The sequence below is a fragment of the Oleidesulfovibrio sp. genome (assembly GCF_047973035.1).
Taxonomy (GTDB): domain Bacteria; phylum Desulfobacterota; class Desulfovibrionia; order Desulfovibrionales; family Desulfovibrionaceae; genus Oleidesulfovibrio.
Genome location: NZ_JBKEBF010000043.1, coordinates 174,186 through 199,660 on the forward strand (window position 1 = coordinate 174,186; position 25,475 = coordinate 199,660).

The following is a 25,475-nucleotide window of genomic DNA, read 5'->3' on the forward strand; positions in this document are numbered from 1 at the left end:
GCCCTTGCCCGTGCTGCCTTTTTTTTTTATGACTGCGTCAGGAAAATTCGCACGCTGCGCGCATTATATGCAGCACAACATAACTACAGGATAAACAATGAAAGCACTAGAAATAAAAAAAGACGTTTTCTGGGTAGGCGCTGTGGACTTCGACAGCCGCGACTTCCACGGTTATTCCCTGTCTCCGCAGGGTACTACATATAACGCATATGTAGTTAAAGACGAAAAAACCGTTCTCTTTGATAACGTAAAAGAAGGTTTTCTGCCCACCATGCTTTGCCGCCTGTCGCAGGTGACTGAGCTGGAAAAAATCGACTACATCGTCTGCAACCACCTTGAGCCCGACCACGCAGGCTGCCTGCCTGAACTGATTGAGCGCTGCAAGCCTGAAAAAATTTTCTGCTCTCCCATGGGCAAGCGCTCCATGGACGCCCACTTCGACACCACCGGCTGGCCTGTTGAAGTTGTAAAAACGGGTGACTCCATCAACATCGGCAAGCGCGACATCCACTTTGTGGAAACCCGCATGCTGCACTGGCCTGATTCCATGGTGTCTTACATTCCTCAGGACAAACTGCTTATCTGCAACGACGCCTTCGGCCAGAACATCGCCAGCACCGAGCGTTTTGCCGACGAAATCGACCGTGCCTATCTGGCCCACGCCATGAAGGAATACTACCACAACATCGTGCTGCCCTTCTCGCCCATTGTCATCAAGACTCTGGACATGCTGGCAGAGATGAAGCTGGACATCGACATGCTGGCTCCTGACCACGGTCTTATCTTCCGCGGTAAAGAAGAAGTGCAGTATGCTTTTGATACATACCGCAAATTTGCAGAGCAAAAGCCCGGTAAGCGTGCCGTTATCGTATACGACACCATGTGGCACTCCACCGAAAAAATGGCCCGTGCCATTGCGGATGGTCTGGAATCCGAAGGCATTTCTTCCCGCCTGATGTGGCTGAAAGCCAACCACCACAGCGCGGTAATGACCGAGCTGGCCGACTGCGGCGCAGTGCTTGTAGGCTCGCCCACCCACAACAACGGCATCATGCCCAACGTGGCAAAAATGCTTACCTACATGAAAGGCCTGCGTCCTCAGAACAAGGTTGCTGCAGCATTCGGTTCCTTCGGCTGGTCCGGTGAATCCGTGAAGAACATCACCGGTGCGCTGGAAGACATGGGCTTTGAGATTCCCGCAGAAGGCGTAAAGTGCAAACACGTGCCCAAGCATGAAACCTACGAAGAATGCTATAATCTGGGCAAGGCTGTCGGCGTAGCCCTGAAAGCCAAGTGCGAAGGCTAATCGCTCGCATCTGCTAGCTGATGATCAAGCCCCTGCTGCAAGGCAGGGGCTTTTTTTATTCAGGAACATACTCACTGGCTCGGGGACTCCTGAAGACCAAAACGCATACTACTGCACACCTGCAATACATGTTCTCGGGGGTACCCATCAACGGTAACACGGCAGAGCACTACCCGCCTGTCTGATCGGGCGTAAAGGCTGACGCTTCTCCATTCTGACCCCGCTTATTACGTATCATTTTTCTTCCACTGGCCAGATACGTCCGGACAGCATCCGGCTCATAACGCGGCAGTCCCCTTAACCCGCACGTCCCGCAAGGGGCATTGCACGCTCCATTCTCTTGCCCCTTCCCCCCTGCCCGTTCTTCCCGTACAACAGAGTCAACGACCGCTCACTCACAACATTCTTGCCCACAAGGATAGCTGACATGGCCTCCCAGCTGACGATACCTTGCGAAACAATTATGCAGTCCATTGCTGACGGCGTATTCACCGTAGACTTGGAATGGAACATCACGTTTTTCAATTCAGCTGCAGAGTCCATAACAGGCATTCCTGCTCAGGAAGCAATCGGGCGCAAGTGCTGGGAAGTACTCCGCTCCAGCCTGTGTGACGGCCAGTGCGCCCTTGATGAATGTCTGAAGCATGACGTCAGTCTTTCAGGCAAATCTATTTTCATTGTCCGCAGCAACGGTTCGCGGGTCCCCATATCCATCAGTGCTGCCCCGTTACGCAACCCTTCCGGCCAGCTTATCGGCGGGGTGGAAACCTTTCGGGACCTTTCAGAAGTCACTCTGCTGCGTAAGGAGATGCAAGGGCAGTATGGTGTAGACGACATCATAGGCAAAAGCCCTGCCCTTGCGCGCATCTTTTCCATTCTGCAGCCTGTCGCACGCAGCGGCAGCACCGTCTTGCTTACCGGAGAATCAGGCACCGGCAAGGAACTATTCGCCCGAGCACTGCATAACCATAGTGAACGCAGCGGCAAGCCGTTTGTGGCCATCAACTGTGCGGCATTACCACCTTCGCTGCTGGAATCGGAACTCTTCGGCTACAAGAAAGGCGCATTTACCGATGCCCGCAAAGACAAACCTGGAAAAATTGCCCTTGCACGGGGCGGTACGCTTTTTCTGGATGAAATTGGCGATATGCCCCTGCCGCTGCAGGCTAAGCTATTACGGGTATTGCAGGAAAAAGTCTTCGATCCGCTGGGCAGCACCACCTCGGAAGTTGCAGATGTGCGGATTATTGCTGCAACCAACACAAATATGGAACGTCATGTAGAACAGGGAACATTCCGCCGCGACCTGTTTTTCCGGTTGAACGTAGCCCGCATACAGTTACCGGCGCTACGTGAACGCCGCAGCGATATTCCGCTGCTGACAACGCACTTTGTTCAACGCTTCAACACCATTCAGGGCAAGCAGGTACAAGGGCTTTCAGAAGATGTATTAGCCATGCTCATGCGCCACGACTTTTCCGGCAACGTGCGCGAGCTGGAAAATATTATCGAATATGCCTTTATTCTATGTTCTTCCGGCTTCATACAAATGGAACACCTGCCGGAAAACCTGCAGCCAGGCTGCGGGTATGATACCCTTGCCACACTGCAACACTTCAGTGAGCCTGCAACAACAGGCTGCTTCCACACGCCTGTATATCCGCGAAAGCGCAACTCGTCTGAAGGGAATCATGCCGCCGGTCTATCTGATGGTTTTGAAATTTCTAAACATCCGGCTTTACCCGTCGGTGCACATGCGCCCGCAGGGCTTAAGTCGCAAAACAGCTACTCTGCCAATGCAGACAACACTGCATACAAAGAAAACCCCTTCCATCCGGCTATGAATTCAGGCGCGGACGAAGCAGCAACTTTTCAATCCAACGGACAGGCAGGGGGCCAGCCCTTACAAGAAGCAAGCCCGCCACCATTCGGGTCCCTCTCGCACACAATGCCCAGACCGCTGACGATGCGGGCCGCCAAAAAACAACTGGCACTTGCAGCGTTACACCGGAACAACGGCAAACGCATGGCCGCCTGCCGTGAGCTGGGTATCAGCAAAGATACGTTGCGCCGCATCCTTGCCCAATCCGACTAGGCGTAAAATACGCCCTCGCCTACCTCATAAGGACGTAAAATGCGCCCTTATGAGGCGTATTTTACGTCTTAGCTGACTTCCCTGTACTTCTTCCCCACCGGTATAACAGCATCAACATGCTGAAATAAAAGAAATATAAAACAACGGCATCATTCCTGCCTTATGAATGCTACGGCACGCAGCTGCGACAATCACGTCTCGGCATAGTTGCCGCGATGTACTGGTATGATTGCACTTGCTGTTTATGGCTCACGGTTAGCCGCCTTGTTCGAATCGGCACCCGAGTGTGTCCTGTTCCTCCCCTACGGTGACGTCATTGCTCCGGCCGGAACAATCCCATTGCCTACGCAGGATATTGTCCAACGCTCCTCCATTCTGGCCGGAGCTGACGTCAGCCATCTGCTTTGTGGCGGCATATGCGGCTGCCACAGACACCTGCTGATGCAAAAAGGCATTACCGTAGTCCCGTGGCTTTGCGGCAGCGTGGCCACCATCATTACAGCATGGCGCAATAACAGCCTTGGCGCACACCTTATGCCGGGTTGCCCCCGCATTCAGGCAGGCAACAGGCATGGTGCACCACACAAGCTTCAAAGGAGAAAGTAATGATCATTGCCATCAGCGCAGCCGGTAACACACCGGAAAGCAACCTTGACCCCCGCTTCGGCAGAGCTGCCGGATTTGTTCTGTTTAACAGCGAGACGGGGGAATTCACTTATAAAGACAACACGCAAAACCTGAACGCGGCTCAAGGCGCAGGCATTCAGGCAGCCATGAACGTGGCTGACACGGGAGCGGCTGCCGTTATCACCGGACATGTCGGCCCCAAGGCATTTCAGGCTCTGCAGCAAGGTCAGGTTGCCGTGTACCTGACAGACAGCCCCACGGTGAACGACGCGCTGGAAGCATTCAGACAGGGCATGCTTAAACCTGCAGATCAGGCAGACAAACAAGGACATTGGTAGCCACTGGCAAACCGCAACCACGGAGGTCATCATGACAACCATCATTGATGCACGAGGCATGGGACGCCGTCAGGGATTCAGAGGTGGCATCACCGCCGGAACAGAGCCCGTTCAGGACGAAGCCGTACAACAACAGCTTGCCCCCACGCCGCAGAACAGAGGGCATGGGCGCAGACATGGTCAAGGGCAAGGCATAGGGCAATTTAAAGGCCCGGAGAACACAGCGGGCTGCAGACGGGCAGGCGGCGCAGGACAGAGCTCAGGACTAGGTCGGAGGCGCGGACGCCTTCAGGCGATGCAACGCGGCGATAATAACGTCGGGCGACCTTTCGGCAACGGTAACGGTCAATGCCGCAGGGGCAACAACCGCGATACATAACAACATTATGCAGACAGGTCTTGCGAAGCCGGATGTTTTATCCCGATGCGTTCCCGAATGCTTTACCCGAAAACGCAACAGGGACCTGTCCGCAGAGGCTCTGCACCGCCCCGACATGGCAGAACTCCGCAACACGTTTACAGACAAAAATCAGCACCGCTCAGGCTCAGATAAGGCCTCGGCTCAATCCGGCACAACCAGAGGTCTTATTGAAGTCCTGCGTAAGCCATGTCGAACTTTTACACCAAGACACATTCGGTGCCACAACGGAAAGTACTATGTATATAGCCATTGCCAGCGGTAAAGGCGGCACAGGTAAAACGACGCTTGCAGTCAATCTGGCAGTTCATGTCGCACGTGCCGGACACCCCGTTGTTCTGGCAGACTGCGACGTGGAAGAGCCTAACGCTCATCTGTTCCTGTCTGCAGAGCCTGCGCGCACCATGCCGCACACAATTCCTGTTCCGCAGATAGACGCTTCTGCCTGCCTTGGCGAAACATGCCGCCAATGCGTGACGGAATGCCGCTTCAACGCTCTTACATGGATGAAGGGCGTTATGCCTTTTTCCGAGCTGTGTCACAGCTGCGGCCTTTGCATGATGATATGCCCAGCCGGTGCCATTACGGAGACATCGCGCACAGTGGGCATGGTGGAAATGCGCACCCCGCAACTACCACAATCTCCGAAAGATCAATCCGGTAACGCAACCTCACTTACGCTGGTTTCCGGGCGCATGCGCATTTCAGAAGCCATGGCTCCGCCGCTCATTCGCGAAGTCAAGCAGCAGGCACATGCCATTTCCGCCTCAATCAGAAACAGCATCACGTTTTGGGACAGCCCTCCCGGCACGTCGTGCCCCATGATCTCTACAGTAGAGGACGCAGACTATACCGTACTGGTGACGGAACCCACCCCTTTTGGCCTGCATGACCTCAACCTTGCGGTTGAAACCATGCGGACGTTGAAGCGTCCTTTCGGTGTGATCATAAACCGTGACGGGATGGGAGATAACCGCGCTCTTGAATACCTGAAGCAACAAAACATACCGCTTCTGGGCACCATTCCGCACTCTGTGCGAGCAGCGCAAGCCGTATCATCAGGCGGCCTGCTCATTGATGCGGTCGAGGGGATGGAGCAACGTTTCGATGAACTGTCACGTAGGATTCTGCACCATGCAAGTCAGGAAATCCCGTCTGACCGTCATGAGCTTGGAGGAGCATCAGGCCATACGGACAACGCAGGCATAGGCTTACAAAAACTTTCCGGAAGGTATGCAAAAGAAACCAGTCCTGATTCTACAACGCAGGAGAAACCGGCATGAAAGAAATAATAGTCATCAGCGGTAAAGGCGGCACGGGCAAAACGACCGTCACTGCGGCACTGGCGGCAACAGGCCCCGCAAAAGTGCTGGCTGACTGCGATGTGGATGCCGCCGACCTGCATCTTATACTTAAGCCGGATGTGCTGGACACCATTGATTTTTACTCGGGCCAGCTGGCTTCCATCGACCCGTTGCTTTGCTCGCAATGCGGTTCATGCGCTGACCATTGCCGCTTTGACGCCATCCGCCTGATAGAGGATTCAGTGTGGGAAGTGCGCCCTGAGTTTTGTGAAGGGTGCGGCGTCTGTCTGCATGTCTGTCCTTCACAGGCAGTCGGCATGTCTGAACGCAAATGCGGACAGTGGTACATATCCGACACCCGCCACGGAAGCATGGTGCATGCGGCACTGGGCATCGGACAGGAAAACTCCGGCAAACTGGTTACAACCGTCCGCCGCGAATCAGCCGTGCTTGCGCGCAAAAAAAACGTCGATGTACTGCTTACCGACGGCCCTCCGGGTATCGGGTGCCCTGTCATTGCCAGCATGAACAACGCTGACCTTGCCGTGCTGGTGACAGAACCTTCCGTTTCTGCCCTGCACGACCTTGAGCGGACGATACAGCTTGCCGCACACTTTCAGCTGCCCGCAGCATGTGTGTTGAACAAAGCGGGCGTACACCCCCAGACAGCAGAGGCCATCCGAACCCTGTGCAGCAGCCACGGCATTCCTGTACTGGCAGAACTGCCCTACACATCAGATATGACCAAGGCCCAGCTGAGCCGACAAAGTATTACGGAATTCAACCCGAATCGCTGGAATGACGTTTTTGAATCATTATGGGATGCCATGCTGAACCTGCTGGACCATCCCGCACCCCGACACCAGCCCCTGATCCCTGCCATGAACCAGATACAGGGCTGACCGGATTTTCAATTATCAATTGCAAGGAGACAATCATGAGTAGTTCGTGCAGCTGCGCTGCCAGCGGAAAATGCTCTTCCGGTGACACCTGCACCTCAGACGGCTGCCACAGCAGTAAGTCGCCAGAGGATATCAAACTGGAAAACTAGCTTTCGCACATCCGCAACAAAGTTGTCGTGATGTCCGGCAAGGGTGGCGTAGGTAAAAGCACCATCGCCGCCAATATTGCGGTGTCGCTGGCTCTGGCAGGTCAGAAAGTCGGGCTGCTGGACGTAGACGTACACGGCCCCAGCATTCCCCGCCTGCTTGGTCTGGACAAGGCTGAAATACAAATGCAGGAGCGCGCTCTGCTGCCTGTCCCGTGGAACGCCAACCTCAGTGTCATGTCCGTCGGGTTCTTCATCCCCGATCCGGAACAGGCTGTTATATGGCGTGGCCCTGTAAAGATGGGCTTTATCCGCCAGATGCTTTCAGAAGTCGCATGGGGCGAACTGGATTTTCTGGTTGTTGACTGCCCTCCCGGCACCGGCGACGAACCGTTAAGCGTTATGCAGCTGCTGGGGCAGGATGCGCGCGCGGTCATCGTAACCACCCCGCAGGCAGTCGCCATTGACGACGTACGTCGCTCCATCGGATTCTGCCGCGAACTGGGCAACCCCGTTGCCGGTCTTGTGGAAAACATGAGCGGTTTTATGTGCCCGCAGTGCGAACACATTGAACCGCTGTTCGGTAAAGGCGGCGGCGAAGAACTGGCAAAAGAGATGAACATTCCATTCCTTGGCGCCGTGCCTGCCACTGCACAGATGAGCCGTTGCGGCGATAAAGGGCTGGTGTTTGTTCAGGCTCAGCCTGAAAGCCCTGTGGCGGATGCCATCGGTCGTGTAGTAAAGCCGCTGCTGGCTCATGCCGGTACCCTTCAGGAAAAAACGGGAGTTGTTCCCGCACCGGAGGTAAACGGGCAGTTGCGTATTGCGCTTCCTCTGGCAAACGGCAGCCTGTGCCAGCACTTCGGCCATTGCGAACAGTTTGCCATTGTTACCGCAGACACCGCCGCAAAAACGGTGCTGGAAACAGTCAATGTCACCCCGCCCCCGCATGAGCCCGGAGTATTGCCCAGATTCCTCTCCGAGCAGGGAGTCCACATGGTTCTGGCCGGTGGTATGGGAGCCAGAGCACAGTCCCTGTTTACAGGGCATGGCATAAACGTGGTAACCGGCATTCAGGGCGGCACTCCGGACGAGGTGGTAAGCGCATGGATGCAAGGCACGCTTACAGCAGGAGCAAACACCTGCGATCATTAGACTGTACGCTCAGCATATGACAAAATTAAAAAGTGACCCTCGCGGTCACTTTTTTTGTTACCACTTTTTAAAAAACTTGTTATAACTACAAAAGTTATCTCTGGCCTTGAGCCGGAGAAACCTGTAAGTTTTTTTATTAAAAGGCTTGCAAGGGTAGACTTTTACTAATAATAACTTTTTTTAATTGAGAGCTCGTTTGCTCCTCAGGAGCTGATTATTTACACCTTTAACCTGAGCGGTTCCGGCTAACGCCACGATCCGTAACCGCAAAAGGGGGACCGTATGGATGTCGTCCTGCTGTCACGGCTGCAATTTGCCATAGCCGTCTTTTTCCATTTTATCTTCGTACCGCTTACGCTCGGCCTGTCTGTGATGATTGCCATCATGGAAACCCAGTACGTGCGCACCGGCAACGAAGTATACAAGCGTATGGCCAAATTCTGGGGCAAGTTGTTCCTCATCAACTTTGCACTCGGCGTTGTCACCGGTATCACACTGGAATTCCAGTTCGGCACCAACTGGTCGCGTTACTCCGAATATGTCGGTGACATCTTCGGGTCTCTGCTTGCCATTGAAGCCACGGTGGCGTTCTTCCTTGAATCAACCTTCCTTGCAGTATGGCACTTCGGGTGGGACAAGGTATCTAAAAGAGTTCACCTTTTCGCCATCTGGGCTGTTGCCGTAGCAAGCAACATCTCTGCCCTGTGGATCATTCTGGCCAACGGCTGGATGCAGAACCCCGTGGGCTACGTACTGCGCAACGGCCGCGCAGAACTCGACAGTTTTTACGAAGTGCTGACCAACGTTTTTGCATGGGGCCAGTACTTCCACACCATTTTTGCAGCGTGGATGCTTGCAGGCTTCTTTGTGCTGGGCGTTTCCGCATGGCACATCCTGCGCAAGAACGAGCTTGATTTCTTCAACCGTTCGTTCCGTCTGGGTGCTGTTTTCGCTCTTATCTTTGCCGTGCTGGTGGCCGTTCAGGGGCACAACCACGGTAACACGGTAGCAAAACTGCAGCCTGCAAAGCTTGCCGCCATGGAATCCCACTGGGAAACCCAGTCCGGTGCTCCCATGTACCTGCTGGTAGTACCTGATGAGGAAAACGAAGGTAACGCCATTCAGGCCTTCGGCATTCCCAACGTGCTGTCTCTGCTGGCGTTCAACGATCCCAACGCAGAAGTTGTCGGCCTGAAAGACTTCCCCAAAGAAGACCGGCCGCCTGTTCTGCTGACCTTCCTTTCGTTCCGTCTGATGGTCGGTCTCGGCACTTTGTTCCCCATCCTTGCAGGCCTTGCATGGTTGTGGCGCAACAAGCTGGAAGAAAAACCGTGGCTTCTGAAGTCGCTCATCTACACCATTCCGCTGCCGTACATCACCATCATGGCAGGCTGGAACGTAGCTGAAGTAGGCCGTCAGCCGTGGATTGTTTACGGTATGATGCGCACATCGGATGCGGTTTCACCCGTGCCGGTAGAGTCGGTGGCAACATCTGTCATCGCCTTTGTCGTGGTCTACTCCATTCTGGGTATCCTCGATATCTACCTGCTGAAGAAATACGCAAAGAAAGGTCCTCAGTCCGCCTAGGCTGAACGGATAACCTGAAGAACAAGTACACCAGAGGAATTATAGTATGTTGGAAACCACATGGTTTGTTATCTGGGGCGTTCTCTGGGCCATCTACTTCATGCTTGACGGGTTCGACCTCGGCATGGGTACGCTGCTGCCCTTCATTACCAAGAATGAAACCGAAAGACGCACCATCTATAATGCTGCCGGTCCCTTCTGGGATGGCAACGAAGTATGGCTGATTACCGCTGGCGGCGTTACTTTTGCCGCTTTCCCCAAGGCGTATGCAGTAATGTTCAGCGCACTGTACGCGCCGCTGCTTATTCTGCTGTTCGCTCTTATATTCCGCGCTGTATCGTTTGAGTTCCGTAACAAAATCGACTCTGACGCATGGCGCAAGGTATGGGATGTGTTCCAGTTCCTTGGCAGCTTTGTTCCCGCTTTGCTGCTGGGTGTGGCTTTTGCCAACCTGTTCATGGGCATCCCCATCGACGCCGACGGCGTATATCAGGGCACTCTGTTCACCCTGCTGAACCCCTATGGTCTGCTGGGCGGCGTATTGTTTGTACTGATGTTTTCCGTTCACGGCGCTCTGTGGCTTGCTGTCAAGTCTTCGGGCACGATTCATGACCGTGCCATTGCCACCGCCCGCGGCTTGTGGCCGTACCTGCTGGCTGCAGCAGTGGCCTTCCTTGCTGCTACCGGTGTTTATACCAATCTGTACAGCAACTACTTCACCTTCCCGCCGCTGCTGGCCATTCTGTTCCTTGCAGTGGCAATGCTGGTGACCACCAGATTCTTCATCCACGGAGAATCCGCAGGCATGGCCTGGGTTTGCAGCTCCATAACCATCGTATGCGTTACGATGTTCGGCGTGCTGGGCATGTACCCCGCACTCGTTCCGTCCAGCATCGACCCCGCTTTCAGCGTTACCATTGCAAATGCAGCGTCCAGCGCATTAACCCTCAAAATCATGCTGGGTGTATCCCTTTCCTGTGTGCCGATTGTTATCGGTTATCAGGCATGGGTGTTCTCGGTGTTCTCCTTCAAGATCACCGACAAAGACCTCGAATCCCCCCACGCTTACTAAGCACCGACAAGCAAAGCCCCGCGGAATTTCCGCGGGGCTTTTTTTCTGCCAAAAGCTATAGCTGTAAAACAGCATCCAAAATAAACCTGAAAAAACATATACCCGATTTGCAGCAAAACAATATAACACCAGTACCACGCGCCATGCTTTCATCATAGCAGTCTGCGCACGTCTACGCTGCTGGACAGACTGTAAAGGCTATACGGCTTGCCGGTTAACACCACTCAGCTGCCGTAAACAACATGACTCCGGAACGGACATAATGCCGCCCTGCTGCCGGGTTAAGTGTGGCTTTCAGTACTCTTTGGACCTGCTTGCAGCTCCAGAGTGCGCGGTGGAAACCGCATGATAAACCGTGCCCCGCCCTGCGGTACATTGCCTGCCTCGATAGTGCCACCGTGAACCATCATACACCGGCGCACCTTGCACAGGCCCATGCCCACACCGTCACTGCGCGACGTAAAAAACGGATCAAATAAAAACGGCAACGTGGTCAGATCAAGTCCTTTACCGTTATCCTGCATATACAATGCAGCCCAGCCCCCTTCTTCTACGACATCCAGCTTTACCAGAAGCCCCCTGTCTGTAGTGGCAAACCTTCGGGCATTATCGTACAGTTCATCCAGAACCAGAGTCAGCAGGTCAACGAAGACTACGGACTGCATCCCGTTGCCCCTTACTTCAATATGCGCCTCGCCGGACTGCACCCTCCTGGCAGCAGCCCAGCTTTCCAGAAAGCTATCCCAATGAATGAGTTGCGGTTCGGAAGCGGAAATGGCGGCAAACGATGAAACTTCTGTCACCATAGCTTCCAGCCGGAACGTTTCCTGCCTTATGACATCAAGCATACGGCTGAGGGGAGCATCCTCGGCATACTGGCGTTGCAGCATTCCAGCCACGCCGCCGATAACAGTATTCGGATTACGCACCTGATGTGCCACAGCGCTGGCAAGAATGCGCAGCCCTTCTTCACGTTCCCTCTCAAGCCGCAGCATTTCCTTAAACATATGCCGTTCTGCGGCATGCATACGGGCAAGCTCTGTCACATCCTGAAACAACAACACAATGCCGGCCACTTCATCACTCTGCTTGATAAAGCAGGACAATATCCCCAGTTCACGCTCTGTACCCGCAGGGTCAACATACGCGACAGACCGGCTGAGAAACTCAAGCTCCTTATGGATAACATCCACAATCACCTGATTAAATTCAAGGTTATTGCCCTCTGCCATAAACAGCTCTGCCCACCCCTTACCCAACATTTCGTGCATAGGGATACCCAGCATTCCGGTAAGCGCAGGATTTGTCTGGGCAATATTGCCGTCTGCACCAATAATCATAACTCCCACAGGCATGCGGGCCAGAATGGTTTCTATAAGCAGCGGGTTGGCAGGCAGCACGAGCTTCCTCCGGAAATGTTATGGGTACAGCAGGTGAAAAGCGTTCTTCATTGTACCACACCTCTGGTGAGTAATACAGCAGCCAGCAGAAAACTCACACTCGTCACAAAACCCTTGCGCTACGTCCCCTGAAACACAGAAAGGCCCGCAGCGTTCTGCTGCGGGCCAGTGACCAGAGGGGATAAGGCTGTAAAAGGCTGTAATTCGTCGTCAACAAAAGGACAGAATCATCTTCGCCGGACGAACTCTCTGAATAATTTTTCTGCTGTGCCTGCTTCCGCATATTCCAAAGGATTATCGCGGCACGATGCGAGGCTGGCGTAAAAAGCCCGCCTGCCTGCAAAGCAGACGGCGGGCTTATTTTTATCTTCCAGTCAGCTCCAGACGACCGTCAATCAGGTCGGTGATTACGCCGGGATCAGACAAGGTGGAAGTATCACCGAACTCATTCGTTACACCCGAGGCAATCTTGCGCAGGATGCGCCGCATAATTTTACCACTGCGGGTCTTGGGCAGACCATCGGCAAACTGGATCACTTCCGGTGTGGCAATAGGGCCGATTTCCTTACGCACCCAAGTGCGCAGTTCTGCGCGCAGCTCTTCAGATTCTTCTTCATCGGCAGACAGCGTAACATACGCATAAATCGCTTCGCCCTTCACGGCGTGCGGCATGCCGACTACAGCGGCTTCTGCAACAGCAGGGTGTGCAACCAGTGCGGATTCAACTTCTGCCGTGCCCATACGGTGACCGGATACGTTAATAACGTCATCAAGGCGTCCCATAACCCAGATGTAGCCTTCGTCGTCTCTTCTTGCGCCGTCACCGGATTCGTACATACCGGAAAAGCGCTCGAAGTAAGTCTGGCGATAACGCTCAGGGTCGCCGTACACACCCCGCAGCATGCCGGGCCACGGCTTACGAACGACAAGATAACCGCCTTCGTTGTCGCCCACCGGCTGGCCTTCCGCGTTTACTACGGCGGCATCGATACCGGGCAGCGGGAACGTAGCCGAACCCGGCTTAAGCGTTGTCGCGTACGGCAAAGCAGAAATCATAATGCCGCCTGTTTCCGTCTGCCACCATGTATCAACGATAGGCAGCTTACCGCCACCGATATGGTCGTGGTACCACATCCATGCTTCGGGGTTGATGGGCTCACCAACCGAGCCGAGTACGCGCAGCGAAGAAAGATCATGCTTTTGCACCCAGTCAACGCCTTCGCGCATCAGCGAACGCACAACAGTAGGTGCGGTATAAAAAATATTTACTCGGAACTTTTCAACAATGCGCCAGAACCTGTCAGGTGACGGCCACGTGGGTACGCCTTCAAACATCAGCGATGTTCCGCCCAGCGCCAGAGGGCCGTATACGATATAAGAGTGACCGGTAATCCAGCCTGCATCGGCGGTGCACCAGTACACATCATCATCGTGCAAATCAAAAACCCACTGCGTGGAGTGCGCGGCGTATGTCAGGTAGCCGCCGGTTGTATGCACGACGCCTTTGGGCTTTCCGGTTGAGCCGCTGGTGTACAGAATAAACAGCGGATCTTCCGCATCCATCTCTTCGCAGGGGCAAAGCACATCAAGTTCAGGGTCAGATGCAAGCTCGTGCCACCACAGGTCGCGGCCTTCCTGCATTTCAATATCCAACCCGCCGCGGCGTGCCACGATGCACTTTTCAACGCTGGGGCATTGCTTCAACGCTTCGTCAACATTGGGCTTAAGCGGAATCTTACGCCCCGCACGCAGAACGGCATCGGCAGTTACCAGCACTTTTGCTTCACAGTCCTGAATGCGGTTCTGCAAACTGACAGCAGAAAAACCTGCAAAAACAACAGAATGAATTGCCCCAAGGCGGGTACAAGCCAGCATGGCAAACGCAAGTTCCGGAATCATGGGCATATACAAGGCAACACGGTCGCCTTTTTTTACGCCCATCTGGCGCAGCACGGAGGCAAAGCGGCACACTTCGTCATGCAGCATCTGGTAGGTATAGACTTTCACATCTTCTTCCGGCTCGCCCTGCCAGATAATTGCAGCCTTATTGCGCCTGCCACGCGTCAGGTGTCTGTCGATACAGTTATACGAAACATTCAGCTTGCCGCCGGTAAACCATTTAATATCTGGCTTGTGCATGTCTGCATCCAGCACACGGTCAAATGGCTGAAACCAGTCCAGCAGATCTGTGGCGCGCTTTCCCCAGAAGCCTTCAGGGTCTTCGTCCGCCTGCTTGTACAGCGCCTGATATTCTTCAATACTGCGCACATGCGCGGTCTCACGTCCGGCAAAAGGTGGTTCGAAATGTCGCTTTTCATCCAGCATGCTTTCAATATTTGTCTGGCTCATACGGTTCTCCTTCTGCCTGACGGCGGATTTCTTTCTCCCTTCCAAACGGAAGATGCTTACGGATAGTTTTTTGTATACACTGCATCAAAAGTCATGCGAAGACCGATACGCCTGATTTTCGGTGAACGGTCGATTCTGTCCGTTCAAATTGACTTTATGCCTTTCACCGTGAAAATATGTTCCGTGAGTGGCACGTACATAGCCACCAACGGTTCAACCTTCTATAAGCGCGGGGTGTGATGTGAATTCTTCCGTTCTGGAGCAGATGTTCAAACCCACGTCTGTTGCGGTCATAGGCGCAACCGACAGCCCCGGTGAACCGGGCCGGATTGTCATGGAAAACCTGCTCAAGGGTTCTTTCCTCGGGCCGGTAATTCCCGTGAACGAAACCCGTGAACCGGTCATGGGTATGGAAAGTTACAGCGAAATCGATACGCTGCCCATCACGCCCGATCTGGCTGTCATCTGCAGCGATGCGGAGCGCACTCCTTTTTATCTTGCGGAACTCGGCAAACGCGGTACGCAGGCTGTCGTGCTGCTTTCACATGGTTTCTTCCGCTTTGACAGAGACAAGCGCGAAGTACAGCGCACAACGCTTATGGATATAGCCAAGGCGCACGGAATGCGCGTGCTTGGCCCTAACTGCCTAGGATTTATAAACCCTTCCATCGGCATCAATGCCAGCCTTGCACACCGCGAAGCACTGCCCGGCAAAATCGCGTTTGTCTCCCAGTCAGACTCGCTCTTCACATCGGTTTTGGACTGGGCAACGTCCAAAGGCATCGGTTTTTCGCACTTTATTTCTCTCGGAGACAGGTACGACATAAACTTTGCCGACATGCTGGACTACCTGAACAACGATCCGAACACCCGCGCCGTACTTCTGTATCTGGAAACGATCACAGCTGCGCGCCAGTTTATGTCTGCCGCGCGGGCCCTTGCCCGCAACAAACCTGTGCTGGTCATGAAGTCCGGCAAATCAGAAGCCGCAGCCAGTGCAGCGGCAGCGCATTCCGGCCTGCCGCTGGGCTCCGATGACGTTTATGACACCGCATTTCGCCGCGCGGGTATGCTGCGCGTATTTGATATCGACAGCTTGTTTGACACGGTGGAAACACTGGCCCGCTCCACCCCGTTGAAAGGCGACAGGCTGGCTATTCTTACCAACGGGGGTGGCCCGGGATTTCTGGCTACCGATACTTTGCTGGCCGGCGGCGGCAAGCTGGCGGATTTAAGCGAAGACTCCTGTCAGGTGCTGGATAACGAGTTGCGCGGCGACTGGTCATACTGGAACCCCCTTGTCATCAAAAGCGGTGCAGACGGCGATATGTACGCGCGAACGCTCAAGGTGCTGCTTAAAGACAAAAGTCTGGATGCGGTACTGGTGATGCACGTGCCCAGCATTTACGCCAACAGCGGTTCCGTGGCCGAAAGCGTAGCCGCAGCCTGCAAAAAAACTAAAAAAGTTGTGCTTACCAGCTGGCTAGGTATCGACGATGCCGCAGAAGCGCGTGAAACATTCCGCAAGGCAGGACTGCCTTCATTTTTTACGCCTGATAATGCAGTGCGGGCATTCCTTAACCTTGTTCAGTACAGGCGAAATCAGGAAATGCTGGTAGAAGCGCCCCCGTCGCTGCCGGAAAATTTCAAACCCGATGTTTCCAAAGCCCGTCTGGTTATCAATGAAGCACTTGATGAGCACCGACAGGTGCTGACCGTTGCCGAAACAACATCCATTCTGCAAGCCTACGGCATCACCATACCGGAGACTCGAACAGTACCGGATGTCCATGCCGCAGTACGCGCCGCAGAAGAAATGGGCTACCCCGTAGCCCTTAAAGTGGAATCGCCGGACATCCGCAGAAAAACGCTGGCAGGCGGTGTCGCGCTTGATCTGGAATCCGACGGCGACGTGCTGGAAGCTGCATCCGCCATGATGCAACGGCTGCGCATCCAGATACCTTCTGCACGCATTAACGGATACACAGTGCAGCGCATGTGCCGCCGCGCCAATGCTCATGAACTGCTTATAGAAACCGCGACCGACCCTGTATTCGGGCCCATTATCCGATTCGGTCAGGGCGGGCCGGAAGCAGACATTGTGCAGGACATCAGTACCGCGCTGCCCCCGCTGAACATGAACCTTGCCGGAGAGGCCATCTCGCGCACACGTGTTTCCACACGATTGCATGATGCCTCCGGCAAACCGCTGGTTGACACCGAAGCCATCAAACTGACTCTGGTCAAGGTTTCACAGCTCATCATCGATATTCCTGAAATATTCGAGATGGAAATCAATCCTCTGTTTGTGGATGAAGACGGTCTGGTTGCTCTTGATGCCCATGTGCGCATTGCATGGTCAACGGCGACAGGCGCAGAGCAGCTTGCCATTCGCCCGTATCCGCGCGAACAGGAAGAATGTGCACGCCTTGTGAACGGCGATATAGTAGACTTGCGCCCCATAAGGCCGGAAGACGAACCCGATCACTGGGAGTTTCTGGAGCACATGAGCGCTCAGGACAGGCGCTTCCGCTTTTTCGGCAACGTGGCAACGCTGCCCCGTGCTGAAATGGTAAAGCTTACCCAGATCGACTACGACCGCGAGATGGCTTTTATCGCAAAAGGCCCATCACCCGAGGGCGAAATCAAAACGCTGGGCGTTGCCCGTGCCATGATTGCACCGGACAACTCCCGTGCAGAATTTGCAGTTGCCGTACGCTCGGACCTCAAAAGGCAGGGACTTGGCAGGCTGCTTATGGACAAAATCATCCGTTATCTGAAGTCGCGCGGAACGGAACGCATCATTGGCGAAGCTTTGGCTGACAATAAGGGAATGATCGAACTTGCGCGCACTCTCGGCTTTGAAGTTACCAAAGACTTTGACGATGACATCTTCCACTTTGATATGATGCTGGATAACGCTGAAACGCAGGAAGCAAAACACACGTGCTGACCGTGAGCGAAGCGCATTACCTTTGCACCAGCTAATTGGCACAACAGCATATACACCGCGCCTGAACCGGAAAGAACGTAGCGCAAAGTCAGGCAACCCAGAAGGGGCAGGTGTGAAAACATAGCGGGACTTCTGCCTGTCAGGTGCAAGCGGACCTGAACAAACGGCCTGACAAGATCCCTGTAAGACAACGGTTTGCCGCCGTGGAGACACACATATGAGCACCGGCCGGAAACTCTTTATCATCTGGAGCAGCAGCGACCCTGAAGTCGCTCATAATCTGGTATTTATGTACGGCGGCAACAGCCGCCCCAAAGGATGGTGGGATGAAGTCCGCATCATCGCATGGGGTCCCAGTGCAAGACTGCTGGCGGAAGACCCTACCATACAGGCAGAGTTGCCACGCCTGCGTGATGCAGGAGTGGAACTATGGGCTTGCCGCGCCTGCGCTGACAACTATGGTGTGGCAGATCGCCTTGAAGCTTTAGGGCTTGATGTATTATATGTGGGTGAACCTGTAACCCATATGATCCAGACCGGATGGTCACAGCTGACTTTTTAACACGCCTCTAAAAAAACTCATGCAGCTGCGAAATATATAATTTCGCAGCTGCATTTTACTTTACAAGTATTCCAACTCTGCACTGCTCATGGTTTTAATACTTCCACAGCAGTACATCAGCACGTGTGCATACTATTTCCTTCTTACCTTACCATTATACAAGACACATTTTTTTCAACAAACCACATAAGCTACATATTCCGGCAAATCATGCACTAGTTTGCGCCCTGCACAGTAGTTTTAAGATAAGCCAAAACAATCACACCACCAGATTATTTTTTTCACAATCAGCAATCAATGACGACAGCACAACTGCAAACAAAAGATTGCAGTTTTTACCCAGAAAATGTCCTTTTTCGATTCATCGCCTGCACTCCTTCTATTAAAACAGTCTGTTCTGTACATTTTCAGACACGCAATTTTTTAAATTTGCAAACACAAGTTTACATGTGCAAGTCAAACTATGCACAAGAAACACTAGCCAAAGTCCCTCTACCACGGGTCAGCACACACTAACCCTTTGTTTTATAAGTCTTGTGAAAAAAACGTACAAACTGGCACGTCCGTTGCACATGTGCATTTCACAACATTTCTAATGCACGCACATCAAAACTCTTGGCGCGCATGCTGAATAAAGGGAGATTCATCATGACCATTATGAGCCGTCGTAAAGCTCTTGGCGTAGTAGGGGGAAGCCTTGTAGCAGGAGCTGTTGCAGGTGGAGCAATCGTAACCGGAGCCGGCATGACCAATCAGGCACACGCCGCAGCACCCGGTGCCGCTGCACGTTTTCAGTTTGAAGAACAGCCCTTCGGCTGGAAGGCACATGTTCTTGATCCTGCAGAATGTGCGGCAGTAGCATATGATGGTTACTGGCACAAAGGATACGGCTGTGGTTACGGCGTATTTTACAGCATCGTCGGCGTGATGGCGGAAAAACACGGTGCACCCTACAATCAGTTCCCCTTCAGCATGCTTGAAGTCGGCAAAAGCGGCATTTCCGGATGGGCGACCATCTGTGGCGCACTGCTTGGCGCCGCCAGTGCATATGCACTTTTCTGGGGCCGCAAAGAACGCGACGCCATGGTAAACGACCTGTACCGCTGGTACGAACAGACCGCGTTCCCCATTTACAACCCCGGCCCCGCTGCCAAGGGTGTTGCAGGCGACCTGCCCACCAGCATCGCCAACTCTCCCCTGTGCCATATTTCTGTAAGCAAGTGGTGTTACGAAACCGGCTTTGCAGACAAGAGCAAAGAGCGCAGCGAACGTTGCGCACGCATCACTGCTGACGTTTCTAAAATGGCAGTTGAAATTATGAACGCCAAGATTACCGGTGCGTTTGTAAAGCAGTACAAAAACCCTGAATCGGTTGAATACTGCAACAGCTGCCACGGCTCCGGCAAAGAGTCTCCCATTGCGAAAGGCAAAATGGACTGTGCTCCCTGCCACTCCGGCACCGAACACACCCAGAACAAATATAAAGACCATCCCTAATCAGGCAGGTCACGGCCGGCTAAAAGTCAAAGCGCATGATGCCAGACACCCCGAACCGTCCAATGGCAGTGACGGTTACTGGCAACTCCTTCCTCATAGCCGTGCCCTTCTGACGGCCCGTGCACAGCCTCTGGCAAGCCCACTGCCAGTTATAAAGCCCGTCCGCTTCACCGGACGGGCTTTTTAATGCACCCCGAACGCGATTACCGATACAGGCATTTGCATCATCAGCCTAATCATCTACCCATATTGAAATTTTTCAACACGAAGAACACGTGCAGAAAACGGGGGGATGGCATGAGGCACACGATTCCGGCTTTTCTATGCCTTTGCATGTTGCTGATGGCCGGCTGCCAGACGGCATCAGACCGCACAGGTAATCAAGCCTACTCACCATTTTTTACGCCTGCAGAACACCTTGCAGATCTGATACAGACAGGGAAGTTTATCAAAGCTTCACACCTGTTCAACAACCAGCAATCCGTCATTACTGCTCAGCCACACGAACCTGAAGTTCAAGCTGCAATGAATGCTCTGGCCGCGGGTCTCCGGCCTGTGGTTGTAACACCAGCCGAAGAAGCGCGCACTCAGCTGGCCGGTACAGTCTGGCCTGTGCCTGCGCATGGATGGCCTGCCATAAAAGCCATAGCCGAAAACGCCCGAACAGCTCTACTGCAATTACAGACGCATACTATCCTATCCTTACCACAGTACGATTCCGGCACTGCAATGGCACTTCAAAAGCAATCTTCAGGCCTCAGCCAGCAGATAACGGTGTATACTGCCGAGGTTTTTGCCGCATACCCTCTGGACGCGGCAGCGTCATTCTTTGACGTATACCCTGTAGACATTGATGCCCCTTTGTTTCTGCAGCAGATAAAGCCTGACCTTTTGCAACGGCTGAAAAGTGCTCCGGCACCGGCTCTTGCCACATCCCACGCCACCTACGGCTCTTTTCTGCCGTCTGATGTTCCAAACAAGCCTGCAAGCCTGCACTACAATTCGCTTCTTCCAAAGCCTGCCAGCAAAGCCAGCTTCAAAGAAAAGTTGCAAGCGTTTATGTAAACGTGGCAGGCAGGCTTTACACATGCCGCACCGGAAGACATCTCCCTCACATTTGTACAGGTAACCAGCCGACACTGCTCAAACATGGACAAATCGAATTTCCCATTGCCATAGAATCTGACCTTCCGTTCAGCATCCGCAGTGAACATCTGGAGCCTGCACTTGCCTCCGGCAGCCAGAGACAATCGCGGTACCTGTGCATTATAAACGTCAGCAGCGCTGCAATTCGCCGTGACATTTATGACGCCAAGGGGATCACTTCTTCCGTCATCACCGGTTACAAGAAAGAAGAACATCCTGAATATCTGAAGGCAATAATCGAAATTGACAGGCTGAAAGCCAAACAGGGCCGTTCCAGAGGATTATATACGTTTGCCCCGCTGACCATGGCACTGGCCGATGCTCTGGGCACAACGAATGACGTAACACCGGAAGAAGCCTATGAAAGGCTGAAGGAAATTCCACCCTACATTGAAACGCCCGTTGTAAAAAACTATACGGCCACACGTCTGGAGATGGAGTCGAACCGTTCTGCCACCGTCCAGTACTATCTCGTCGATTTACACCGGAAACATTTTTTTCCAGCACGTTTGATATTCAAACCGCCGTACAATTAGCAGTGACAATTCCGACCAGCGTACCCATACAAACGCAACTCCATTAGGGCTGCGGGGCGCAACCGCCGGAGGTCTTGCGGGATACGCGCCGCATCAGAGTTCAGGAGCATTTGTCGGCACCATAGCAGGTGATTTCGCAGGTGCGGTGCTTGGCTCGCACGTTTCAGACAACACATATGTAGTCGCCGCCATGATCATTGTTCAGACCATGCAGCACAAAAAAAAGCACGGGAAATCCACCATCCTCTTTGACGGCAGCGCCGAGCCCCTCAAAACAGAAACAGCCATAAAGCCGTCTCAGTCAATATCAACAACCGTGGCTGTATACGCTGGTGGACGCAATGTAACGCAAAGTCAGATTGCCTCCGGAGTGCGCGACCGTTTTACGCGGATTTTGTCCGACATCATTTAGCCTACCCCATACTGAAGACAAAAAAACACCCCGTATAACACGGGGTGTTTTTTCTGGTCTTATCCGGCGCATTGGCGCACGGCGGTCAGGCCGGTAAATATTATTCTGAGGAAATGGTATTTTCTGCCCGAGCTCTTGCTTCCTGCTTTCGGGCCTGCAAGTTGGCCTGATTGCTGAGCAGCTTTACCCACACCTCGCCCGTTGCAGTGTTGAACAGAAGCTTGCGTCCGCGACTGCCCTGCACCTGTTCTCCGATAATCATCAAGCCCTTATCTGCCAAGACTTCCCGTGCGCGGCTGACATTGCGACCGCCCACGTCGATTACGCATCTGTCCGGATATTCTTCTTTCAGGCCCATACTGAAAGCGCCGCCGAACAGCTTTACTTCCACTTCAGACGGATTCAATCCGCGCTTTTCAAAGTTGCCGTATACCGCTTCAATGGCAGTATCGACATACCGACACGGATCATTCTGAACAGAATAGCTGTCACCCACGCTAGGAAGCATGGCATGAAAAATTCCGCCCAGCCGTAAGTCGCGATGAAAAAAAGTCACCGAGACACACGACCCGAGAACCGTGGAAATAAGCAAAGCCTTGCGGGTAACAATACCCTCGCCGATTTTTAAATGCACATGAGGCAAATCACACTCGGCCAAGGCATCAGGCAAACCATGTCTTGCCAAAGCCGTGCTCTGCATCCTGCAACCCTGTCTTTCATCTGTATCGGCCATAGCTGGCCCCTTTTACCAGTCAGGAGCTGCCCTATGTAAAACACGGCAAGCTTGCTGACTACGGATTTACCAGTTCCTTCATTTCCTTGCCGGCGCGGAATACAGGCAGCCGTTTAGGAGCAACTTTCACACTGTCACCAGTTTTGGGGTTGCGCCCGACGTAGCCCTTATATTCTTTGACCTTGAAAGAACCGAAACCGCGAATTTCGACCCTGTCCCCTTCGACCAGTGCATCACGCACGGAATCGAAAAAAGTATTAACAACCATTACTGCTTCATCTTGAGACAGGTTGTGTTCCTCTGCCAGCATTTTCACCAGTTCGCTTTTGTTCACGTGGCTCCTCCTAAGAGTCAATAAACCGCTAGTACCAGTATAAGTTACATACATGGTTCAGGTATTCATGACAAGAAGGATAGCAAAACTATAAGCGATATGGCTTATATTTTTTTAGGTAATAACCCTAAATATGATTGCGCAACTTTAATTCTATCGGGTGAGGGTTAAGATAATACTGGCCTGCAAGGTATGGCTCGCCATACTTGCGAACGTAATGATTCAAGAGAGTTACAGGAACAACAAGCGGCACTACACGGGTGCGGTGCAGCTCGATAACTTCCAGCAATTCCTGTTTTTCATCCGTCGTCAGCTGCTTACGAAAATAACCCATTATATGTTGCTGCACATTCGCATGCTTTCGGGGAGTAGGCTTGACAGCAAGGGTCTGCATCAACTTTTCTTCATATAGTTTGCGAAAATCATCCAGATCATACTCTTTCACCGCGGCAACCAGTCTGCCCATCTCCCGGTATTTTTCCTGAGAATGTGCAAGCAAAAGCAGCTTGTGACGAGTGTGAAACTCAACAACCGCACCAGCGGTAAGACCGCCTGCAAGAACATCGCGCCACCGTTTAACCACAAAAAGACGCTCGATAAAATTCTCACGGAGCAAAGGATCGTTCAGCCGCCCTTCTTCCTCCACCGGCAGCAGTGGAAAACGCTCCATGAACTCACGGGCAAAAATTCCCACCCCCTTTAACACAGGGGCTCCTACATTTTTTTCTTCCTGCGGATTTTTAAATGGGTACACCTTTACCCGCTCCATCCCCGAAGAAGGTGACGCGCGTTTAAAAATAAAACCGCACAAATCTTCAGATTCAAGCTCACTGACTTTCTTTCTTGCCCAGTCCTGCATTTGATCCGTCTTGTCCTGCCATGTTTTGCTGGTCATCAGACGGGGGGAATCAACATCGCCAGCCAGACGCATAGGCTCACGCGGGGTTGGCAACCCGCATTCCACCTCGGGACAGACAGGAACAAACTCAAGGTACCGCCCGAGAACATTAACAATATACGAATCAAACTTATGTCCGCCATCATGCCGGACTTGGTTGCCCAGCAGGCACGAACTGATTCCTATACGTATCCTTTCAGACATGTTGCGCTTTCCTGCTTATTGGTTAGTATGTGTGTAAGGTATTTTACAGAATCAGACAGGGAGAATGCCCCACATGCACGCAGAGCATACCACCGTTCATGACATCGACGTTGTATTTTTTGATTTCGGAGGCGTAATCGCCGAAGAAGGCTTCGTCAATGGCCTGTATGCATTGGGTAAACGCTACGGCAAGGACCCTGAAGCCACGCTGCAACACGCGGTGAACATCTGTTACAACAACGGCTACGTCAACGGTGCTATGTCTGAAGCTGATTTCTGGACAAAATTCAGAGACGCAACAGGCATCAACGGCACTGACGAATATTTGCGGGAAGAAATTCTTTCACGATTTCTGATACGCTTATACATGCTGGATGCCGTTGATGCCGTTCGCTGCATGGGAATACGGGCCATAATTGCCAGCGACCAGACAAACTGGCTGGAAGAGCTTGATGCACTGCATCATATCTATGCGCGCTTTGACCTTGTGTTCAACTCTTTCCGTATCGGAATCAACAAACGTAACCCGGATTTTTTTGATTTCATCTGCCGGAAAAGCGGTGTTGCACCCGCACGGGCATTATTTATTGATGACAATGCGGGTCACATAGGCAGAGCCGCATCACGCGGACTGAACACCCTGTTGTACACAAGTTATCCGACATTTCGTGACGGTATGAAAAAAGTACTGCCAGTGTTGCGCCTTGAAACAGATGCCCGATAACCTGTTTGCTTTTTACCGGGAATTGACATACCGATTCTTTCATCCTTTCACCATCAAATACGTTGCCGGATATATCCGGCCGGAACAGATATGCAGAAAGCTTCTTATTCCATCACCCCCGAAGGGTTTCCCGTAATTGGTCTGACCGCGCTTGCCGCGCTGGTATTCGCTCTTATTGACTGCTGGTTAGTGGCAGTTGTCTTTCTGCTGTTGTGCTGGTTCAGCGTACACTTTTTCCGCGACCCTGAACGCGTTGTCCCCACAGGCACCGGTCTTGGCGTAAGTCCTGCGGACGGGCGTATCATCAAAGTGCAGCCCATGCCCGACCCGTTCACCGGCGAGCCCCGCATGTGCGTCTGCATTTTTATGAATGTTTTCAACGTACACGTAAACCGCTTTCCCGTTGACGGCACCGTGAATGCCATTAAGTACCACCCCGGCAAATACTTTAATGCAGCGTGGGACAAAGCAGTCACCGACAATGAACGTTGCTCCTATGATATCATTGATGCAGACGGTAAAAACTGGAGCATGGTACAGATTGCCGGACTCATCGCCCGCCGCATTGTCTGCCGGGTGGAAGAAGGCGATAATCTCAAACGCGGCGAACGCTATGGCATGATACGTTTCGGTTCGCGGGTTGACGTTTATCTGCCGGAAGGGTATGAACCGAAAGTCGTAGTGGGTGAACACGTTTTTGCAGGTCAGACCGTGATCGCTGCCAAAGCGGACTCACAAGGGGAATAAGCCTCTTTAAGTTCATCCGACTGCCAACAG

The 25,475-nt window shown here is 53.0% G+C and carries 22 protein-coding genes and 1 pseudogene; 18 read left to right on the forward strand and 5 right to left on the reverse strand.

The features are described 5' to 3' along the window. Positions 1–97 precede the first annotated feature (97 nt). The 10 genes and pseudogenes from ACK5LI_RS15910 to cydB all read left to right on the forward strand — a co-directional run bounded on the left by ACK5LI_RS15910 (position 98) and on the right by cydB (position 10,950). Positions 98–1,306, forward strand: coding sequence for an FprA family A-type flavoprotein (locus ACK5LI_RS15910; protein WP_416951177.1), 1,209 nt, complete (start codon positions 98–100; stop codon positions 1,304–1,306). Between the two features lie 427 nt (positions 1,307–1,733). Continuing rightward, a pseudogene (locus ACK5LI_RS15915) lies at positions 1,734–2,885 on the forward strand (sigma-54 interaction domain-containing protein); the annotation flags it as partial. Positions 2,886–3,626: 741 nt separating this feature from the next. Further along, positions 3,627–4,007, forward strand: coding sequence for a NifB/NifX family molybdenum-iron cluster-binding protein (locus tag ACK5LI_RS15920; protein ID WP_416951179.1), 381 nt, complete (start codon positions 3,627–3,629; stop codon positions 4,005–4,007). After that, a complete protein-coding gene (locus tag ACK5LI_RS15925; protein ID WP_416951181.1) occupies positions 4,007–4,366 on the forward strand; it encodes a NifB/NifX family molybdenum-iron cluster-binding protein in 360 nt (119 codons plus the stop codon). The genes ACK5LI_RS15920 and ACK5LI_RS15925 overlap by 1 nt, the downstream gene beginning before the upstream one ends. A 31-nt stretch (positions 4,367–4,397) precedes the next feature. Next, positions 4,398–4,745, forward strand: a complete 348-nt coding sequence (locus tag ACK5LI_RS15930) for a hypothetical protein (RefSeq protein ID WP_416951183.1) — start codon at positions 4,398–4,400, stop codon at positions 4,743–4,745. A 278-nt stretch (positions 4,746–5,023) separates the two neighbouring features. Further along, positions 5,024–6,067: a P-loop NTPase gene (locus tag ACK5LI_RS15935; RefSeq protein WP_416951185.1), complete on the forward strand. Its 1,044-nt coding sequence runs from the start codon at positions 5,024–5,026 to the stop codon at positions 6,065–6,067. Beyond that, positions 6,064–6,990, forward strand: a complete 927-nt coding sequence (locus tag ACK5LI_RS15940; protein ID WP_416951187.1) for an ATP-binding protein — start codon at positions 6,064–6,066, stop codon at positions 6,988–6,990. Before ACK5LI_RS15935 ends, ACK5LI_RS15940 begins: the two co-directional genes overlap by 4 nt. Before the next feature lie 158 nt (positions 6,991–7,148). Then, on the forward strand, positions 7,149–8,291 hold the full coding sequence (locus ACK5LI_RS15945) for an iron-sulfur cluster carrier protein MrpORP (RefSeq protein WP_416951235.1): 1,143 nt from the start codon (positions 7,149–7,151) through the stop codon (positions 8,289–8,291). Between the two features lie 282 nt (positions 8,292–8,573). Further along, positions 8,574–9,878, forward strand: coding sequence for a cytochrome ubiquinol oxidase subunit I (locus tag ACK5LI_RS15950; protein ID WP_416951189.1), 1,305 nt, complete (start codon positions 8,574–8,576; stop codon positions 9,876–9,878). Positions 9,879–9,924: 46 nt separating this feature from the next. Continuing rightward, the gene (cydB, locus tag ACK5LI_RS15955; protein WP_416951191.1) at positions 9,925–10,950 is read left to right on the forward strand and encodes a cytochrome d ubiquinol oxidase subunit II; all 1,026 of its coding nucleotides are present in this window, start codon (positions 9,925–9,927) and stop codon (positions 10,948–10,950) included. A 281-nt stretch (positions 10,951–11,231) separates the two neighbouring features. Here cydB and ACK5LI_RS15960 read toward each other — a convergent pair whose 3' ends face one another. Together ACK5LI_RS15960 and acs are read right to left on the reverse strand one after the other, a co-directional pair. Further along, complete coding sequence (locus ACK5LI_RS15960) at positions 11,232–12,350, reverse strand: sensor histidine kinase (protein WP_416951193.1); 1,119 nt, start codon at positions 12,348–12,350, stop codon at positions 11,232–11,234. 363 nt (positions 12,351–12,713) lie between these two features. Next, a complete protein-coding gene (acs, locus tag ACK5LI_RS15965) occupies positions 12,714–14,699 on the reverse strand; it encodes an acetate--CoA ligase (RefSeq protein WP_416951195.1) in 1,986 nt (661 codons plus the stop codon). 241 nt (positions 14,700–14,940) lie between these two features. On the opposite strand from acs, the gene ACK5LI_RS15970 reads away from it, so the two are divergent. The 6 genes from ACK5LI_RS15970 to ACK5LI_RS15995 all read left to right on the forward strand — a co-directional run bounded on the left by ACK5LI_RS15970 (position 14,941) and on the right by ACK5LI_RS15995 (position 21,805). After that, entirely contained in the window at positions 14,941–17,652 is a 2,712-nt protein-coding gene (locus ACK5LI_RS15970) for a GNAT family N-acetyltransferase (RefSeq protein ID WP_416951197.1), read from the forward strand. Between the two features lie 217 nt (positions 17,653–17,869). Next, complete coding sequence (locus ACK5LI_RS15975; protein ID WP_416951199.1) at positions 17,870–18,214, forward strand: DsrE family protein; 345 nt, start codon at positions 17,870–17,872, stop codon at positions 18,212–18,214. A gap of 648 nt (positions 18,215–18,862) precedes the next feature. Further along, positions 18,863–19,711, forward strand: a complete 849-nt coding sequence (locus ACK5LI_RS15980) for a split-Soret cytochrome c (protein ID WP_416951201.1) — start codon at positions 18,863–18,865, stop codon at positions 19,709–19,711. A gap of 297 nt (positions 19,712–20,008) precedes the next feature. Continuing rightward, on the forward strand, positions 20,009–20,776 hold the full coding sequence (locus ACK5LI_RS15985; protein WP_416951203.1) for a hypothetical protein: 768 nt from the start codon (positions 20,009–20,011) through the stop codon (positions 20,774–20,776). Positions 20,777–20,778: 2 nt separating this feature from the next. Continuing rightward, a complete protein-coding gene (locus tag ACK5LI_RS15990; RefSeq protein ID WP_416951205.1) occupies positions 20,779–21,393 on the forward strand; it encodes a hypothetical protein in 615 nt (204 codons plus the stop codon). Positions 21,394–21,538: 145 nt separating this feature from the next. After that, a complete protein-coding gene (locus ACK5LI_RS15995; protein ID WP_416951207.1) occupies positions 21,539–21,805 on the forward strand; it encodes a hypothetical protein in 267 nt (88 codons plus the stop codon). A 100-nt stretch (positions 21,806–21,905) separates the two neighbouring features. On the opposite strand, the gene ACK5LI_RS16000 is transcribed toward ACK5LI_RS15995, so the two are convergent. The 3 genes from ACK5LI_RS16000 to ACK5LI_RS16010 form a co-directional block, all read right to left on the reverse strand. Continuing rightward, complete coding sequence (locus ACK5LI_RS16000) at positions 21,906–22,538, reverse strand: chemotaxis protein CheD (RefSeq protein WP_416951209.1); 633 nt, start codon at positions 22,536–22,538, stop codon at positions 21,906–21,908. 58 nt (positions 22,539–22,596) lie between these two features. Continuing rightward, positions 22,597–22,872, reverse strand: a complete 276-nt coding sequence (locus ACK5LI_RS16005; protein ID WP_416951211.1) for an HU family DNA-binding protein — start codon at positions 22,870–22,872, stop codon at positions 22,597–22,599. A gap of 127 nt (positions 22,873–22,999) precedes the next feature. Then, a complete protein-coding gene (locus ACK5LI_RS16010; protein ID WP_416951213.1) occupies positions 23,000–23,974 on the reverse strand; it encodes a YbgA family protein in 975 nt (324 codons plus the stop codon). A 73-nt stretch (positions 23,975–24,047) separates the two neighbouring features. Here ACK5LI_RS16010 and ACK5LI_RS16015 point away from each other — a divergent pair, with 73 nt between their 5' ends. Next, a complete protein-coding gene (locus tag ACK5LI_RS16015) occupies positions 24,048–24,698 on the forward strand; it encodes an HAD family hydrolase (protein ID WP_416951215.1) in 651 nt (216 codons plus the stop codon). A gap of 90 nt (positions 24,699–24,788) precedes the next feature. Further along, on the forward strand, positions 24,789–25,445 hold the full coding sequence (locus tag ACK5LI_RS16020) for a phosphatidylserine decarboxylase family protein (RefSeq protein WP_416951217.1): 657 nt from the start codon (positions 24,789–24,791) through the stop codon (positions 25,443–25,445). Positions 25,446–25,475: the final 30 nt, after the last annotated feature.

Bases quoted from the DNA above. Each gene is read 5' to 3' on its own strand.
- ACK5LI_RS15910 (WP_416951177.1), top strand. From the start codon at position 98: ATGAAAGCACTAGAAATAAAAAAAGACGTTTTCTGGGTAGGCGCTGTG.
- ACK5LI_RS15920 (WP_416951179.1), top strand. From the start codon at position 3,627: ATGATTGCACTTGCTGTTTATGGCTCACGGTTAGCCGCCTTGTTCGAA.
- ACK5LI_RS15925 (WP_416951181.1), top strand. From the start codon at position 4,007: ATGATCATTGCCATCAGCGCAGCCGGTAACACACCGGAAAGCAACCTT.
- ACK5LI_RS15930 (WP_416951183.1), top strand. From the start codon at position 4,398: ATGACAACCATCATTGATGCACGAGGCATGGGACGCCGTCAGGGATTC.
- ACK5LI_RS15935 (WP_416951185.1), top strand. From the start codon at position 5,024: ATGTATATAGCCATTGCCAGCGGTAAAGGCGGCACAGGTAAAACGACG.
- ACK5LI_RS15940 (WP_416951187.1), top strand. From the start codon at position 6,064: ATGAAAGAAATAATAGTCATCAGCGGTAAAGGCGGCACGGGCAAAACG.
- ACK5LI_RS15950 (WP_416951189.1), top strand. From the start codon at position 8,574: ATGGATGTCGTCCTGCTGTCACGGCTGCAATTTGCCATAGCCGTCTTT.
- cydB (WP_416951191.1), top strand. From the start codon at position 9,925: ATGTTGGAAACCACATGGTTTGTTATCTGGGGCGTTCTCTGGGCCATC.
- acs (WP_416951195.1), bottom strand. From the start codon at position 14,699: ATGAGCCAGACAAATATTGAAAGCATGCTGGATGAAAAGCGACATTTC.
- ACK5LI_RS15975 (WP_416951199.1), top strand. From the start codon at position 17,870: ATGAGCACCGGCCGGAAACTCTTTATCATCTGGAGCAGCAGCGACCCT.
- ACK5LI_RS15980 (WP_416951201.1), top strand. From the start codon at position 18,863: ATGACCATTATGAGCCGTCGTAAAGCTCTTGGCGTAGTAGGGGGAAGC.
- ACK5LI_RS15985 (WP_416951203.1), top strand. From the start codon at position 20,009: ATGAGGCACACGATTCCGGCTTTTCTATGCCTTTGCATGTTGCTGATG.
- ACK5LI_RS16000 (WP_416951209.1), bottom strand. From the start codon at position 22,538: ATGGCCGATACAGATGAAAGACAGGGTTGCAGGATGCAGAGCACGGCT.
- ACK5LI_RS16010 (WP_416951213.1), bottom strand. From the start codon at position 23,974: ATGTCTGAAAGGATACGTATAGGAATCAGTTCGTGCCTGCTGGGCAAC.
- ACK5LI_RS16015 (WP_416951215.1), top strand. From the start codon at position 24,048: ATGCACGCAGAGCATACCACCGTTCATGACATCGACGTTGTATTTTTT.
- ACK5LI_RS16020 (WP_416951217.1), top strand. From the start codon at position 24,789: ATGCAGAAAGCTTCTTATTCCATCACCCCCGAAGGGTTTCCCGTAATT.